Consider the following 16,440-nt stretch of genomic DNA (forward strand, 5'->3'; position numbering starts at 1 on the left):
CCCGGACAGCACCGGGGACGGCAGGTGCCAAGGCCATGCCTGCCCCTGGGAAAGCGCGCGCGCCCGATAATCCATGGTTGCCCTGGCGGCACTGCCCTTGTTTGTTGTGTGGCAGACCGCCCCCTCGAAAGTCGCCCCGCCATGAAACTGCTTGCCTTTGATACCAGCACGGACCAGCTGTCCATCGCCATCCAGCATGGCGAGCGCATCTGGCAGCACCAGGGTGCGGGTGGCGCACAGTCGTCGTCCACGCTGATTCCCGCCGTCCAGCAAGGCATGCAGGCCCTGGGCCTGCGCTATGACGAGCTGGACGCCATTGCCTTCGGCCGCGGTCCTGGCTCGTTCACCGGCCTGCGCACCTCCTGCGCCATCGCCCAGGGCCTGGCCCTGGGGGCCGGGCTGCGGCTGCTGCCTATCGACACCCTGCTGGCCATGGCCGAAGAGGCACGCCTGCAGCACGGCTGCACCGACCTGCTGGCCGTGCTGGACGCGCGCATGCACGAGGTCTACCACGCCGGCTACCACTACGCCGACGGCCGCTGGAGCGAAACCCGGGAACTGGGCCTGTGCGCGCCCGAGGCGCTGTCCGTGCCTGCGGGCCTGCCCGTGGTGGGCAATGCCCACGCCGCCTACCCCGAACAGCTGGCACCCGGCGCCCCCCACCTGCACGCCCTGCCCACGGCCGCCGCCCTGCTGCGCCTGGCCCCCCAGTGCATCGCCGACGGCGGGCTGGTGGATGCCATCGATGCGCTGCCGCGCTACATCCGCGATAAAGTGGCCAAAACCACGGCCGAACGCGAAGCCGAAAAGCTGGCCGCCGCCCAGCCCTCCGCGCCTGCTGCATGAGCTCCACGCTGTCTCCCGCACCGCTGCTGATCCCGCTCCAGCCTGAATGGCTGGACCGCGTCGTGGCCGTGGAGGCAGCGGCCTACACCCACCCCTGGACGCCAGGCAACTTCCGCGACGCACTGGCCTCGGGCTACCAGGCCCAGATGCTGGTACAGGGCGATCGGCTGCTGGGCTATTACGTGGCCATGCAGGTGCTCGACGAGGTGCATCTGCTGAACATCGCCGTCGCCCCCGACGCCCAGGGCCAGGGCTGCGCCCGGCTGCTGCTGGAGACACTGGACCACTGGTCCCGCCTGCAAAGCGCCAAATGGCTCTGGCTGGAGGTGCGCGCCAGCAACACCCGCGCCCGCGCCATCTACGAACGCCATGGCTACCGCCAGGTGGGCGAGCGCAAGCGTTACTATCCCGTGCACCACGGCGAGCGCGAGACCGCCATCATCATGAGCATGCCCCTCTATGGCCCTGAACCTTGACGCCCGCCAGCGCGCCATGTTGCAAGACATGGGCATCACCTTCTGGGGCCCCAGTGCGCCGCCGGCCGCCGTGCCTGCGGTCGCAGCAGCAGCCCCAGCCGAAGCCTCTGCCCTCCCGGCTGCCGTAGCGACGCCAGCGGCCCCTACGGCGGTGGCGGCTCCGCAGCCGCCCACCGCTGCCAGCGCAACGGCCACGGCACCGGCAACTGCAACGGCCGCTGCGCCCGACCCACAGCCCGAGCACGCCGCACCGGCCCAGCCCGCAGCGGATGCAGCCTCCTCTGCAACGCAGGCTGCATCAACCGACGCAGCGCCCGCCCATGCCACGCCGGTCTACCGCGCCCCGGCTGCGGCCAGTGCACCCTGGTTCATGGCCCCGCTGGTGCATGCCTATGCCGAATCGGCCGCCCCCGATGCGCCCGACGCCGGCTGGCTGGTGCTGGTCGAATGTGCCGATCCGGCCGACCCCTGGGCCGGCGATGCCGGCGCACTGCTGAACAACATGCTGCGCGCACTGCGCCTGCAGCAGCACCCCCAGGTGCGCATTGCGCCCCTGACGCGCCAGGCGCCGGGCAGCGCCGCCGGCCACCCCGGGCTGGAGCCGCTGGCCCCGGCGCTGCAGACCGCCCTGGCCACCCACCGCCCGGCGCGCGTGCTGGTGCTGGGCCTGCATGCGGCCCGCGCCGTGCTGCAGCGCAGCGAAGCCCTGGGCCCGCTGCGTGCCGAACTGCACCAGCTGCACGGCATCCCCGGCGTGGTCAGCTACGACCCCGCCTACCTGCTGCGCGCCCCGCACGCCAAACCCGGCGCCTGGGCCGACCTGTGCCGCGCCCACGCGCTGCAACCGCCCGCGCACTGAAAACCGCCCATCCGGTGATGTCCGTTGCACTGCACAAAAGCGGTGCCAGAGGCATAATCGCCGGCTTGTCACATTGAGGAGATATCTCCGTGGAAACCTACCCGAGTTGGTAGCTTCCGCCTCCCTGGCCAGTGCCGTGGAGCCGGAAGCGCACCCCGCACCGCACACTGCAAGAACAAGCCATGGGAGTGAGCCGTCATGCTCAACATCTTTACGCTGTCCAATGGACGGCTGGTTCAAGTCGAAATCGAATCGCTGGAAGAGCTCACGCAGTTCCAGCCGATCTGGGTGGACCTGGAGTCGCCCACGGTCGATGAAAAGCGCTGGGTCAAGCAGCACTACGGCCTGTCGATCCCCGAAGACGCCACCGACGAAGACATCGAAGAATCCGCCCGCTTCTACGAAGAAGACAACGGCGAACTGCACATCCGCAGCGACTTTCTGGTGGACGACGAAGACGACCCGCGCAGCGTGCGCGTGGCCTTCATCCTGAACCAGCACAATACCGAGCTCAACAGCTGCGGCGTGCTGTTTTCCATCCACGAGGAAGACATCCCCGTCTTCCGCCTGCTGCGCCTGCGCGCCCGCCGCGCGCCGGGGCTGATCGAAGAGGCCAAGGAAGTGCTGCTCAAGCTCTTCGATGCCGATGCCGAATACTCCGCCGACACGCTGGAAGGCATTTACGACGACCTCAAGCAGGTCAGCGCCCAGGTGCTGGAAGGCAATATGACCGACGACCACGCCCAGGGCGTGCTGTCCGACATTGCCCGCCAGGAAGACCTGAACGGCCGCATCCGCCGCAACATGCTGGACACGCGCCGTGCGGTGAGCTTCATGATGCGCTCCAAGATGCTCAATGCCGAGCAGTTCGAAGACGCGCGCCAGATCCTGCGCGACATTGAATCGCTGGACAGCCACACCGCCTTCCTGTTCGACAAGATCAACTTCCTGATGGACGCCACGGTCGGTTTCCTGAACATCAACCAGAACAAGATCATCAAGATCTTCTCGGTGGCCAGCGTGGCCCTGCTGCCTCCCACGCTGATTGCCAGCGTGTACGGCATGAACTTCAAGTTCATGCCCGAGCTGGAGTGGGAGTTCGGCTATGGCTATGTGGTGGGGCTGATGATCCTCAGCGCCGTCGGGCCCATGCTGTACTTCCGCAAGCGCGGCTGGCTCAAGTAAAGCGCCCCTGGCACCACCTGTGGCGCCCTGCCCCTCCCTCATGGGAGGGCACGCCTAGCGTGCGGCGCGGCACGGCGTGTGATCCGCGCACCCGCACCGGGATTCGCGGTGCCGGCACCGCTCCCGCGGCGCACGGCGCATCACCCCAGCTGCACCCAGTGCTGCACGATCTGCAGCGCGTAGCGGCTGGCCACGGCCTGCACAAAGGCGGGGAAGTCCACATGGGCGCTGTCGTCCGCACGGTCGGAGATCGTGCGGACGGCGGCAAACGGCACGCCATAGTCGGCGCAGACCTGGGCAATGGCCGCACCTTCCATCTCCACCGCTAGGGGGACATGGCCGGCGGCCTGCAGATCGGCCGTGATCTGGCCGGAGACCGCAGCCGAGACGATAAACTGGTCACCGCTGGCCACCAGCCCCGCATGGGCGCGCGGCACGTTGCCGGCCAGCAAGGGCTCGTTCCACGCTGCCGCCTGCGCCACACAGGCCTGTGCGGCCGCCAGCAAACCGGCGCTCAGCACCGCATCACAGGCCAGCGTGGGGGCCGCATAGCCGGGCACCTGCCAGCGGGGGAACAGCGGGCGCACGTCCATGTCGTGCTGCAGAAACTGCTGGGCCACCACCACATCGCCCACCTGCACGCCCGCCCCCACCCCACCGGCCACGCCGGTGAACAGCAGCTGCTGGGCGCCAAAGCCTTCCATCACGGCCGTGGCCGTGGTGGCTGCGGCCACCTTGCCGATGCCGGTCAGCCCCAGCACCACGCTGCGGCCGTGCAACCGGCCCAGGGTGAAATCCCGTCCGGCGCGGCGCACGGTCCGGGCATCCGTCAGCAGGTGCTGCAGACCATATTGTTCTTCGGGCAGGGCGCTGAGGATGGCAAGGGCCATGGCAGTTCTTCACAGGTCAAGTCGGCGGCGCCTGCGCAGCAGGGGCGCAGGCGCCGCCGGAGTTTCGGGCGCAGCGCACCGGCAGAACCCCGGTGCGGCACAGCCCGCCATTCTCGCCCAGCGGGGGCGTGGCTGCCGGGCGGCGGGTTTCAGATCGCCAGTGGTGCCACGGCGTTGCGCAAGGCCCGCAGCACGCTGAACACCGTCAGCGCCGAGGTCTTGGGATTGGCCGCCAGCGGCTGGCCCGCCAGCTCCAGCGACAACCGCCCGAACGCCCCCTGGGCGGCAATCTGGTGCCGGTTCTCGCTGCACTGCGGATCGGCCACCAGCCGGACCTCGGTGTCGTCCAGCCCCAGGCCGGCCAGGGCCACGGTGGCGGCCACATTGGCATTGCGCGGGTACTGCTGCGCAGCCTCGCGCGCGCTGCCCTGGAAGAAACAGAACGGTGCCGTCAGCGCCGCCAGATCGCACACCGTCTCGGCCGGCGTGCCCTTCCAGGCCGCTGCCGGTTTGGTGCCGGTGTAGGTCACCTGCGCCAGCCCCCCTTCGCGGGCCGCGGCCAGTGCGTCGATGGCACCGATGGCACCGGGCAGCAGCTGCACGCGTGTGCCCCCCTGCCGGGCCGCATCGGCCAGCTCTTCCACCAGACCGGGCGCCGCCAGCGCGCCGACCGACACCACCAGACAGGGAATGCCACGCCGCAGCGCCGGCAGCACATGGGTGGCAATGGCACTGTGGCCGGCACATTCCACCAGCAGATCGGGCCGTGCATCCTCCGGCAGCGCCTGCAGCAGCTGGGCGCCGGGCACATGCTGCGCCAGCCAGTCCACCACGTCGGGACGCGGCTGGCGGGCCAGCACCCAGTCCACCCGCAGGCCCTGCAGGCCGGACAGCTGCGGCAGGCGCTGCAGCACTTCACTGCCGATGGCGCCGCAGCCCACCAGGGCAATGCGCATGAAAGACGGAGGGGGAGGCTGCCGGGGTGCAGCAGCAAGGGGTGTGGAGGTCTGCATGGCGCTCAAGCGTACGCGATGGGACAGCACCTGACCGCCAGCGCCATGAAAAAAGGGAGCGCGAACGCTCCCCGGGTGGTGTGACCGCCCGCGTGGTGCGGGCAGATGGCCGTCAGGCCGCGACGGCAGCCGCCGGCGTGCTGTCGCGCAGCTCGCGGCGCAGGATCTTGCCCACCGGGGTCTTGGGCAGTTCGGTGCGGAACTCGATCACCTTGGGGCGCTTGTAGCCGGTCAGGTTTTCCTTGCAGAACTCGCGCAGCCGGGCCTCGGTCAGGCTGTCGTCCTTGCGCACCACCACCAGCTTCACGGCTTCGCCGGAGCTGGCATCGGGCACGCCCACCACCGCGCACTCCAGCACGCCGGGGCAGGTGGCCACCACATCTTCCACCTCGTTGGGATAGACGTTGAAGCCGCTGACCAGCACCATGTCCTTTTTGCGGTCCACGATCTTGAAGTAGCCGCGTGCGTCCATCACACCGATGTCGCCGGTCAGGAAATAGCCATCTGCCGTGGTGACCTTGGCGGTTTCATCCGGACGCTGCCAGTAGCCGGCCATGACCTGCGGGCCCTTGACGGCGATCTCGCCGGTCTTGCCCAGCTCGGTGACGGTCTGTCCGCCTTCGTCCACCAGCTTCACATAGGTGCTGGGCTTGGGCACCCCGATGCTGCCGGTGAACTCCTTGGCCGTAACCGGGTTGCAGCTGACCACGGGGCTGGTTTCCGACAGGCCATAGCCTTCGACGATGGGGCAGCCGGTCTTTTCCAGCCACAGCTTGGCCACAGCGCCCTGCACGGCCATGCCGCCCCCGACCGAGACCTTCAGGTGGCTCCAGTCCACGCTGTTGAAGTCCGGGTGATGGGCCAGCCCGTTGAACAAGGTGTTCACCGCCGGGAAGTTGTGGAAGACCTCGCCCTGCAGGTCCTTGAACACCGCTTTCAGGTCGCGCGGATTGGCGATCAGGATGTTGCGCCCGCCGGTGTGCATGGCCAGCATCATGTTCACCGTGAACGCGAAGATATGGTAGAGCGGCAGCGCGCAGATGCTGGTGACCTGCTCGCCCGTCTTGCGGATGTCCTGCAGCACCGGGTTGAACCAGGCTTCGCACTGCAGCGTATTGGCGATGATGTTGCGATGCAGCAGCACCGCACCCTTGCTGACGCCGGTGGTGCCGCCGGTGTACTGCAGCACGGCAATGTCCTCGGACCCCACCGCCACCGGCACAAAGCGGCGGCTGCGGCCCTGGGCCACGGCGGTCTTGTAGCCCACGGCGCCGGGCAGCTGGAACGGGGGCACCAGCTTCTTGACCTTGCGCACCACATAGTTGACCAGCAAGCCCTTGAGGCCCAGCTCATCGCCCATGCTGCACAGCACCACATGCTGCACCGGCGTCTGGGCGATGCACTGCTGCAGCGTGTGGGCGAAGTTTTCGATGATGACGATGGCCTTGGCGCCGGAGTCCTTGAGCTGGTGCTCCAGCTCGCGGGCGGTGTAGAGCGGGTTGACGTTCACCACCACATAGCCGGCGCGCAGAATGGCAGCCACGGCCACCGGGTACTGCGGCACATTGGGCATCATGATGGCCACGCGGTCGCCCTTTTCCAGGCCCAGCGACTGCAGGTAGGCGGCAAACGCCTGGCTTTGCCGGTCCACATGGCCGAACGGAATGTTCTTGCCCATATAGGTGTAGGCCGTGCGATCGGCATAGGCCTTGAAGGCCTGTTCCATCAGCGCCACCAGCGAGGTGTAGCGCGAAGGGTCGATATCTGTTGGCACGCCTTCGGGATAGGCTGCCAGCCATGGACGCTCTGTCGTCATGCCCGGGGTCTCCACTCTGTATTGTTCTAACGCGATCCCCCATTCTGATAAAAAGCACGGCCGTTCGGTACTTGTGGTTACCCTAGGGTGCAACCCTAGGCGCTGCATGCCGCCACCTCTTGGCCCCGGCTGCAGGCGCAAAAAAACCCGCAGGCTTGCGCACTGCGGGTGGGTGGGTGCCGGACTTGCCGCGCTACAGCCTGTAGCGCCGGCAGCCATCACCAGGGCCGGTTTACTTGACCAGCTGGGCCAGATCGCCTGCGGCGTACTTCTTGGCCATCTGTTCCAGGCTGTAGCCCTTGATCTTGGCGCCTTGGCCTTCGCAGCCGAACTCGATGTAACGGGCCTTGCAGACCTGCTTGGCGGCTTCGCGGGCCGGCTTGAGCCATTCGCGGGCATCGAACTTGTCGGGGTTCTCGGCCAGGAACTTGCGCACCGCGCCGGTCATGGCCAGACGGATGTCGGTGTCGATGTTGATCTTGCGCACGCCGTATTTGATGGCTTCCTGGATTTCCTCGACGGGCACGCCGTAGGTTTCCTTCATCTTGCCGCCGTACTGGTTGATGATGGCCAGCAGTTCCTGGGGCACCGACGACGAGCCGTGCATCACCAGATGGGTGTTGGGGATGCGGGCGTGGATTTCCTTGACGCGGCTGATGGCCAGGATGTCGCCTGTGGGCTTGCGGCTGAACTTGTAGGCGCCGTGGCTGGTGCCGATGGCGATCGCCAGCGCATCCAGCTGGGTGGCCTTCACGAACACGGCTGCTTCCTCGGGGTCGGTCAGCATCTGGCTGTGGTCCAGCTTGCCGACGGCGCCGATGCCGTCTTCCTCACCGGCGTCGCCGGTTTCCAGGTTGCCCAGGCAGCCCAGCTCGCCTTCCACGGTGGCGCCGATCTGGTGGGCCATGGCCACCACCTTCTGGGTCACGTCGACGTTGTAGTCGAAGGACGAGGGGGTCTTGCCGTCGCTCATCAGCGAGCCGTCCATCATCACCGAGCCGAAGCCCAGGTTCAGCGCGCCCTGGCAGATTTCGGGGGTGGTGCCATGGTCCTGGTGCATCACCAGGGGAATGTGGGGGTACTGCTCGGCAGCGGCCTGGATCAGGTGCTTGATGAAGGGCTCACCGGCGTACTTGCGGGCGCCAGCGCTGGCTTGCAGGATCACGGGCGCGCCGACTTCGTCAGCCGCCGACATCACGGCCTGGACCTGTTCCAGGTTGTTCACGTTGAAGGCGGGGATGCCATAGCCGTTTTCAGCGGCATGGTCGAGCATTTCGCGCATCGAGATCAAAGGCATGGTCGTGGTTCCGTTAAAAGTGGATCAAGGGCACGGTGGCCGCAAGGAAACGTGGCCGTAACCACGTGGTAACCGATCGATTTTAACGATTTGCCCGCACAGTGGCACCGGCAGGGGAAAGGCCGCGCGGGGTCTCCCTGTCGGACGGTGCCGCCTCCCGGTCCGGCGTGCGGCCAGAAGCCCTGGCAGTGCAGTGCGCCGGAGCGCGGCCCGCAGCCGCAGCGCCCGGCGCCCCGGTTCACTCCACCTGGCAGATCTTCAGCATGTTGCTGCCGCCGGGCTGGCCCATGGGCTCGCCGCAGGTGATGGCGTAGACATCCCCGCTTTGCACGATGTTGCGCATGCGCAAATGGTTTTCCGCCTGCTCCAGGGCAGTGTCCCGGTCGGCGCTGGTGTCCATCAGCAGCGGGCGCACATTGCGGAACAGCGCCATCTTGCGCTGCGTGGCCACCTTGGGGGTCAGCGCATAGATGGGAATGTGGATGCGGTGGCGGCTCATCCACAGCGCGGTGGAGCCGCTTTCCGTCATCGCCACGATGGCCTTGGCACCCAGGTGGTGGGCGGTGAACAGCGCGCCGATGGCGATCGCCTGGTCGATGCGGCGGAACTGGCGGTCCATGAAGTCCGAATCCTTGCGCGGCTCCTCGGCGGCCTCGGCGGCGGCGCAGATCTCGGCCATGGCACGCACGGTCTCCAGCGGGTACTTGCCGGCGGCGGTCTCGGCGCTGAGCATCACCGCATCGGTGCCGTCCAGCACGGCATTGGCCACATCGCTGACCTCGGCGCGCGTGGGCACCGGATTGGTGATCATGCTCTCCATCATCTGGGTTGCCGTGATGACCACCTTGTCCATCTCGCGCGCCATGCGGATCATTTTCTTCTGCAGCGCCGGCACGGCGGCATTGCCCACTTCCACGGCCAGATCGCCGCGCGCCACCATGATGCCGTCGGACACGCGCAGGATGGCCTCCAGCTGGGGAATGGCTTCGGCGCGTTCGATCTTGGCGATCAGCCCCGGGCGGTGGCCGCTGCCTGCCGCCGCCACGCTGCACAGCTGGCGCGCCATTTCCATGTCGGTGGCATTCTTGGGAAAGCTCACCGCCACATAGTCCGCCCCCAGGCCCATGGCGGTCTTGATGTCCTCCATGTCCTTGGCCGTCAGTGCAGGCGCCGTCAGCCCGCCGCCCTGCTTGTTGATGCCCTTGTTGTTGGACAGCTCGCCACCGATGGTGACCGTGGTGTAGACCGCATCGCCCAGCACCCGGTCCACGGTCAGCACGATCAGCCCGTCGTTGAGCAGCAGCACATCGCCCGATTTCACATCGCGCGGCAGCTCCTTGTAGTCCAGCCCCACACCGCTCAGATCGCCGGGCTCGGCGCGTGCAGCGTCCAGCACAAAGGGCTGGCCGGCTTCCAGCATCACCTTGCCGGCCGCAAACTTGCCCACGCGGATCTTGGGGCCCTGCAGGTCGGCCATGATGGCCACTTCCCGGCCCACACGCTGGGCGGCAGCACGCACCATGGTGGCGCGGTCGATATGGTCCTGGGCCGTGCCGTGGCTGAAATTCAGGCGCACCACGTTGACGCCGGTGGCAATCATCTGGGCCAGCAGTTCCGGTTCGCTGGAAGCGGGGCCCAGGGTGGCAACAATCTTGGTGGCGCGGCGCACCTGCAGGTGGGTGTAGGAGACGGGGATGCTCATGGATTCCAGCTATCAAAGGGAAAGGGCCAGGGGATCAGGTCAGCCCATGGGACAGTGCCAGGGCCAGGGTATGGGCCACTATGGCCGCTCCCAGCCCGTGGCGCCAGTAGATGTAACCCGCCAGCAGGCCGAAGACGGTGTGGTTCAGCAGCACATAGGCCAGCAGCTCCGGGGAGAGCCCGCCCATCAGCGCCATGGCCGCAGGCAAATTGGACGCGGCACCCAGCAGGGCCGCCAGCGCGATGACCGTCCACACCAGCCCGCTGCGGGGAGCGCCGCCGCGCGGCTGCAGCATGCGCCACAGGGCGAACAGCAGCACGCTCATCATGCCCCAGCGCACCAGCAGCTCTTCGGCCACGCCGCTGTACAGCAGCTTGATCCACAGCGGCAAGGCCTGCACCGGGTCGCCCGGCGCCAGCGCATCCGGGGTGAGCTGGGCCAGCGTGACCATCCAGGCCGCCCCCATCACGCCGCCGGCCACGCCGGGCAACCACATCTGCTGCAGCGCCGTCACCGGCCGGCCGCGCCGCTGCACCAGGGAGCCCAGCATGGGCGCGCCCAGACCGACCCGCGGGGACAGCCAGGCGCCAAAGAACACGGCCGCCGCCAGCAGCAGCAGGCTCTGCACGCTGCCCATCACCGGCAGGGCCCAGCCCGGCAGGTGGCCGCTGGGCAGGCGCTGGCCCACCTGCCAGGCCATGCCGACCACACCGGGCAGGCCCAGCAGCCACAGCAGCAGGCTCAGCCGCAGCGGCTGGCGCAGTTCCTCGGCGGGCAGGGAAGCAGGAGCGTCGTCGTCGGAGGCGGGGTCCATCATGGCGACTGGCAGGGCAGGCGGGTGGGAGGAGCGAACACGGAACGGTCTCAGGCGCGCATCAGCGCTTCGATGTCATCGGGCTCGACCGGCACGCCGCGCGTCAGCAGCTCGCAGTCACCGTCGGTGACCACGGCATCGTCTTCGATCCGGATGCCGATGTGGTGGAACTGCTCTGGCACGCCGGGCGCCGGGCGCACATAGATACCGGGCTCGATGGTGGTCACCATGCCGGGGTGCAGGATGCGGCTGGGGCGGTTGGTGATGGTCTCGCCCGACAGCGGATCCTTGCGTTGGCTGGACTGCCCCAGCTCGCTGGCCTCCACATAGCTGCCGCAGTCGTGCACATCCATGCCCAGCCAGTGGCCGGTGCGGTGCATGTAGAACTGGAAATAAGCGCGCGCATCGATCACATCCTGGGCGGTACCGTAGGTGGACTTGTCCAGCAGCCCCAGATCCAGCATGCCCTGGGCCAGCACAGCCACGGTGGCATCGTGCGGATCGTTGAAGCGCCGGCCGGCACGGGTCACGGCAATGGCGGCTTTCTGGCTTTCCAGCACCAGCTCGTACAGCGCGCGCTGGGGACCGGTGAAGCGGCCATCGGCCGGGAAGGTGCGGGTGATGTCGCTGGCATAGCTGTCCAGCTCGCAACCGGCATCGATCAGCACCAGCTCGCCGGCACGCACCGGCGTATTGCCGGCGCGGTAGTGCAGCACACAGGCATTGGCACCTGCCGCGACGATGGAGTCATACGCCACGCCCTGGGCGCCGCCCTGGCGGAATTCGTGCAGCAGCTCGGCATCCAGGTGGTATTCGCGGCAGTCCTCGCCGGCACGCAGCATGCGGGCCGAGCGCTGCATGGCACGCACATGGGCGCGGGCGCTGATCACGCCGGCGCGGCGCATCACATCCAGCTCATAGGCATCCTTGACCAGGCGCATGTCATCCAGCAGCGCACAGACATCGCCCTGCGCCGTGGGGCACAGCGCACCATAGCGGGAGCGGGCGCGCACGGCGGTGAGCCAGCCTTCCACCTGGGCGGCCAGGCCCTCGTGCGTGGCAAACGGGTACCAGACGCGCTCCTGGTTCTCCAGCAGGCGCGGCAGGCGGCTGCCCAGCTCCGTGACGGGATAGGCGGCATCCACTCCCAGGCTGGCCACGGCGGCTTCCGGGCCCAGGCGGTAGCCGTCCCAGATCTCGCGCTCCAGGTCCTTGGGCTGGCAGAACAGCGTGCTGCTGCCGTCGGCCGCCAGCACCAGCGTGGCCTGGGGTTCGGTGAAGCCGGTCAGGTAGTAGAAATAGCTGTCGTGCCGATAGAGGTAGCTGTTGTCGCGGTTGCGCCCCCGCTCCGGCGCAGTGGGAATGATGGCAATGCCACCGGCGCCCAGTTGGGCAGCCAGGCGCGCGCGGCGTTGGGCGTAAACAGAGGTCATGGCAGCTATCGTAGCGCTGCCGCGACCCGCTGCACGCCAGATGGCCGCCCGGAGGCCGCCAGGGGCCGAAATTTGTGGCGCCGCCCCCACCCGCCACCCGCACAACGGATGCCCGCCGGGATCAGCAGGTGCCGGAAGCGGCCCTCGAAAGCCCGCCGGGGCTCACGCCAGCAGCATGCTCACCCCGGCCACCAGCAGCAGGCTGCAGACCATCCACTGCAGTACCCGGGTGGACAGCGGCGGCGGGTATTTGGCCAGCAGCCAGGTGACGCCGGCGACCACCGGCACGGCCACGGCCGCCGTGAACAGCGACGACCAGCGCAATCCGCCCGAAGGAATGACGATGCCCAGACGCAGCACGGTGTTGGCCAGGAACATCACCAGCAGGCACTGGCGCACCAGGGCCGCCGGCAGCGGCTGGCGGTACAGGTGGTAGACCATGGGCGGCCCGGAGGTGGAAAACAGCCCGCCCAGCAGGCCGGACAGACCGCCCGCCACCCACATGGAGCCCGGCCCTGACAGCGTGGCGCGCTGGCTTTTCTGCAACAGCAGCACGATGGCGCAGGCAATGATGGTCACACCCAGCAGCATGCGCAGCACATTCACCAGATCGCCGCTGAGCCAGTGCAGCAGCGCCAGCCCGCCCACCACGCCGATCAGGCTGCTGGCCAGAATCGGTTTGAGCATGTCCCAGCGCGGCTGGAACGGGTGGCTGCGCAGGTACACCACGCCGTTGACCAGGGACAGCAGCCCTGCGACGTTGGCCGCATCGGCAATCGGCATCAGGTGCAGGGCACCGGCCATGCCGACAAAAATCAGCCCGAAGGCGAAACCGGTGAGGTTCTGGCAGGCCGACGCCACGACCACCACCGCTATCAACCACCCGTAGGTGCTCCAATCCACATCCATATGCCTGTCCGTTGGCGGCGCTTGCCCCGGCCACCCATGGGGAATTCAACTAAAACAGGAGCTGCCTGCGATACCAGGCCGGCACATTGCACCACTTTTATTACGCCAACGTTTGCGGCGTCAGCGACAGGAGCTCTGCCTTTCAGGCTGCTGCATTCAGCTGGGCCAGCCGCTCGGGCGTGCCCACATCCACCCAGAGGCCGCGGTAGACGCTGGCCCCCACGCGCCCGGCATCCATGGCACGGCGCAGCAGCGGCGCCAGCGGCGCGGCCCCACCCTGTGGGTTGCCTGCGGGAAGGTCGCACCAGGGCGCGCCAAACAGTTCGGCCTTGAGCAATGCGATGGTGCTGTAGGTATAGCGCGGCAAGGCCGCCAGCGCAGCGCTGGCCTGCGTTTTCGGCACGTTTACGGCGCGGCCCGTGCCGCTGCCCGGCGCACTTTCCGCCAGACCGAAGTCGCCTTGCGGGTTGTGCGCCGGATTGGGCACCAGCCAGAGATGGGCCAGATCGTTGCTGACAGCAAACGCGTCGTGTGCCGCAGCATCGAACACGAAATCCGGCGCAAACACATCGCCCGCCGCCAGCCAGAACACGGGCGGCAGTTGCGGCAGGGCGCGGGCAATGCCGCCGGCCGTTTCCAGCGCATGGCCGAAATCCGCGCCTTCGTGCGAATAGCGCAGGCCACCGGCCGCCGCCAGCGCGGGCCAGGCCGCGTTCAGGTGCACGGGAATCTGCGTTCCCAGCCAGGCGGTGTTCACCACCATGTGGTCCACGCCGTCGCGCTGCAGCGCCGCCACATGCCAGTCCAGCAGCGCGCGGCCCCGCACGGCCAGCAGCGGCTTGGGAGTGGTGTCGGTCAGCGGGCGCATGCGCTCGCCACGGCCTGCGGCCAGCAGCATCGCAGCGCGGGAGTGGGGTTCTGCCGGTAAAGAGCTCATGTCCTGTCCTGTCTTGCGCGGTGTCAGGCCTGCACCGCAGCCGCTACTGTAGGGCTTGTGGCGCTCACATTTCCATGCCGAAGCGTGATTTCCGACTGCGCAGCCCCCGCGCTGCACAGGGGGCTCTGTAACCCGTATGAAACTCGCCGCAGCCACATCGGTAAAATCCCGCCCATCTCTTTGCACACTCACCCCTCGGAGCTGCCCTCCATGGCAAACACCCAAATGATGGCCAACGCAATCCGCGCGCTGGCTATGGACGCTGTTCAACAAGCTAATTCCGGCCACCCCGGAGCCCCCATGGGCATGGCCGACATGGCCGTGGCGCTGTGGAGCCGCCACCTCCAGCACAACCCTGTGAACCCGCACTGGGCCAACCGCGACCGGTTCATCCTGTCCAACGGCCACGGCTCCATGCTGATCTACGCCCTGCTGCACCTGACCGGCTACGAGCTGCCTCTGCAGGAGCTGAAGAACTTCCGCCAGCTGCACAGCAAGACCGCCGGCCACCCCGAAGTGGGCGTGACACCGGGCGTGGAAACCACTACCGGCCCGCTGGGCCAGGGCATCACCAATGCCGTGGGCTTTGCCCTGGCTGAAAAGCTGCTGGCCGCCGAATTCAACCAGGACAAGCACACGATCGTGGACCACCACACCTTCGTGTTCCTGGGCGATGGCTGCCTGATGGAAGGCATCTCGCATGAAGCCGCCTCCCTGGCCGGCGCCTGGAAGCTGAACAAGCTGATCGCGCTGTACGACGACAACGGCATCTCCATCGACGGCAAGGTCACGCCCTGGTTCATCGACAACACGCCCGAGCGTTTCGAGGCCTACGGCTGGAACGTGATCCGCGCCGTGGACGGCCACAATGTGGACGCCGTGGACGCCGCCATTGCCGAAGCCAAGAAGAGCGCCACCAAGCCCACGCTGATCTGCTGCAAGACCAGCATCGGCAAGGGTTCGCCCAACCGCCAGGACACCGCCAAGGCCCACGGCGAGCCGCTGGGTGCCGAAGAAATCGCGCTGACCCGCGCCGCACTGGGCTGGACCTACGGCCCCTTCGAAATCCCCGCCGATGTCTATACCGACTGGGACGCCAAGGACCAGGGTGCCAAGGCCGAAGCCGCCTGGGACAAGAAGTTCGCCGCCTACGCCAAGGACTACCCCGAGCTGGCAGCTGCCTTCACCCGCCGCATGGCCGGCAACCTGCCCGACAACTTCGTCGAAGTGGCCGCGCAGATCGCCTCCGACGCGCATGACGCCGGCGCCACCGTGGCCAGCCGCAAGGCCAGCCAGCTGGCCCTGGAAGGCCTGACCGCCGCGCTGCCCGAACTGCTGGGCGGCTCCGCCGACCTGACCGGCTCCAACCTGACCAACACCAAGTCCACCCCCGCTTTCCGCGTGGACGACAACGGTGCCGTGGTCAAGACCGAAGAAGGCAAGATCGGCCGCCACATCAACTACGGTGTGCGCGAGTTCGGCATGGCCGCCATCCTGAACGGTGTGGCGCTGCATGGTGGTTACATCCCCTACGCAGGCACCTTCCTGACCTTCTCCGACTACAGCCGCAACGCCATCCGCATGGCCGCGCTGATGAAGCAGCGCGTGATCCACGTGTTCACCCACGACTCCATCGGCCTGGGCGAAGACGGCCCCACCCACCAGTCCATCGAACATGCGGCCAGCCTGCGTCTGATCCCCGGTCTGGATGTGTGGCGCCCCGCGGACACCACCGAAACCGCCATGGCCTGGGCCGTGGCCATCAGCCAGAAGAACCGGCCCACAGCCATGCTGCTGTCGCGCCAGAACCTGGCCTACGCTCCCAAGAGCGAAGACGCGCTGGACAACATCGCTTGCGGCGGCTACGTGCTCTCCGAGCCCAAGGACGTGGGCCTGAAGGGCAAGAAGGCCCAGGCCGTGATCATCGCCACCGGCTCCGAAGTGCAGCTGGCCCTCGCGGCCCAGAAGCAGCTGGCCGAGAAGAAGATTGCCGTGCGCGTGGTCTCCATGCCCAGCACCACCACCTTCGACCGCCAGGACATGGCCTACAAGCAGTCCGTGCTGCCCGCCGGCCTGCCCCGCATCGCGGTGGAAATGGGCGTGACCGACTTCTGGTGGAAGTACGGCTGCGCTGCCGTGGTCGGTATCGACAGCTATGGCGAATCGGCTCCCGCACCGGTGCTGTTCAAGCACTTCGGCTTCACCGCCGAGAACGTGGCCGACACCGTGCGCGAGGCTTTGCGCCGCAACAAGTAATCACGAT

General features: G+C 67.7%; 14 protein-coding genes. 5 read left to right on the top strand and 9 right to left on the bottom strand.

The window, feature by feature from the left end; all coding sequences use genetic code 11:
* The first annotated feature begins 141 nt into the window (after positions 1 to 141).
* The 4 genes from tsaB (at position 142) to corA (ending at position 3,366) form a co-directional block, all read left to right on the top strand.
* Entirely contained in the window at positions 142 to 846 is a 705-nt protein-coding gene (gene tsaB / locus CT3_RS20290) for a tRNA (adenosine(37)-N6)-threonylcarbamoyltransferase complex dimerization subunit type 1 TsaB (RefSeq protein WP_066537965.1), read from the top strand.
* Entirely contained in the window at positions 843 to 1,322 is a 480-nt protein-coding gene (gene rimI, locus CT3_RS20295) for a ribosomal protein S18-alanine N-acetyltransferase (protein WP_066538382.1), read from the top strand. The genes tsaB and rimI overlap by 4 nt, the downstream gene beginning before the upstream one ends.
* Positions 1,306 to 2,181, top strand: coding sequence for a uracil-DNA glycosylase family protein (locus tag CT3_RS20300; RefSeq protein WP_066537968.1), 876 nt, complete (start codon positions 1,306 to 1,308; stop codon positions 2,179 to 2,181). The genes rimI and CT3_RS20300 overlap by 17 nt, the downstream gene beginning before the upstream one ends.
* Positions 2,182 to 2,379: 198 nt before the next feature.
* A complete protein-coding gene (gene corA, locus CT3_RS20305; protein WP_066537970.1) occupies positions 2,380 to 3,366 on the top strand; it encodes a magnesium/cobalt transporter CorA in 987 nt (328 codons plus the stop codon).
* 140 nt (positions 3,367 to 3,506) lie between these two features.
* Here the strand turns inward: corA and CT3_RS20310 are convergent, their stop codons facing one another.
* The 9 genes from CT3_RS20310 to CT3_RS20350 form a co-directional block, all read right to left on the bottom strand.
* Positions 3,507 to 4,256, bottom strand: coding sequence for a 5'-methylthioadenosine/adenosylhomocysteine nucleosidase (locus CT3_RS20310; RefSeq protein WP_066537972.1), 750 nt, complete (start codon positions 4,254 to 4,256; stop codon positions 3,507 to 3,509).
* Positions 4,257 to 4,405: 149 nt separating this feature from the next.
* Positions 4,406 to 5,212, bottom strand: a complete 807-nt coding sequence (locus CT3_RS20315; RefSeq protein WP_066537974.1) for an aspartate dehydrogenase — start codon at positions 5,210 to 5,212, stop codon at positions 4,406 to 4,408.
* 169 nt (positions 5,213 to 5,381) lie between these two features.
* Positions 5,382 to 7,085, bottom strand: coding sequence for a long-chain-fatty-acid--CoA ligase (locus CT3_RS20320; protein ID WP_066538383.1), 1,704 nt, complete (start codon positions 7,083 to 7,085; stop codon positions 5,382 to 5,384).
* Positions 7,086 to 7,317: 232 nt separating this feature from the next.
* Positions 7,318 to 8,382, bottom strand: coding sequence for a class II fructose-bisphosphate aldolase (fba, locus tag CT3_RS20325; protein ID WP_066537977.1), 1,065 nt, complete (start codon positions 8,380 to 8,382; stop codon positions 7,318 to 7,320).
* 238 nt (positions 8,383 to 8,620) lie between these two features.
* Positions 8,621 to 10,057: a pyruvate kinase gene (gene pyk / locus CT3_RS20330; RefSeq protein ID WP_066538384.1), complete on the bottom strand. Its 1,437-nt coding sequence runs from the start codon at positions 10,055 to 10,057 to the stop codon at positions 8,621 to 8,623.
* Between the two features lie 61 nt (positions 10,058 to 10,118).
* On the bottom strand, positions 10,119 to 10,901 hold the full coding sequence (locus CT3_RS20335) for a CPBP family glutamic-type intramembrane protease (RefSeq protein WP_066537980.1): 783 nt from the start codon (positions 10,899 to 10,901) through the stop codon (positions 10,119 to 10,121).
* Positions 10,902 to 10,948: 47 nt separating this feature from the next.
* On the bottom strand, positions 10,949 to 12,331 hold the full coding sequence (locus tag CT3_RS20340) for an aminopeptidase P N-terminal domain-containing protein (RefSeq protein WP_066537987.1): 1,383 nt from the start codon (positions 12,329 to 12,331) through the stop codon (positions 10,949 to 10,951).
* Positions 12,332 to 12,493: 162 nt separating this feature from the next.
* Positions 12,494 to 13,240 (bottom strand): sulfite exporter TauE/SafE family protein, encoded by a 747-nt coding sequence (locus CT3_RS20345; protein WP_066537994.1) that lies wholly within the window; start codon positions 13,238 to 13,240, stop codon positions 12,494 to 12,496.
* A 142-nt stretch (positions 13,241 to 13,382) separates the two neighbouring features.
* Positions 13,383 to 14,177: a nucleotidyltransferase family protein gene (locus CT3_RS20350; RefSeq protein ID WP_066537999.1), complete on the bottom strand. Its 795-nt coding sequence runs from the start codon at positions 14,175 to 14,177 to the stop codon at positions 13,383 to 13,385.
* 210 nt (positions 14,178 to 14,387) lie between these two features.
* On the opposite strand from CT3_RS20350, the gene tkt reads away from it, so the two are divergent.
* Positions 14,388 to 16,433 (top strand): transketolase, encoded by a 2,046-nt coding sequence (gene tkt, locus CT3_RS20355; protein ID WP_066538001.1) that lies wholly within the window; start codon positions 14,388 to 14,390, stop codon positions 16,431 to 16,433.
* Positions 16,434 to 16,440: the final 7 nt, after the last annotated feature.

It is taken from the genome of Comamonas terrigena NBRC 13299, assembly GCF_006740045.1.
Lineage (GTDB): Bacteria > Pseudomonadota > Gammaproteobacteria > Burkholderiales > Burkholderiaceae_C > Comamonas > Comamonas terrigena.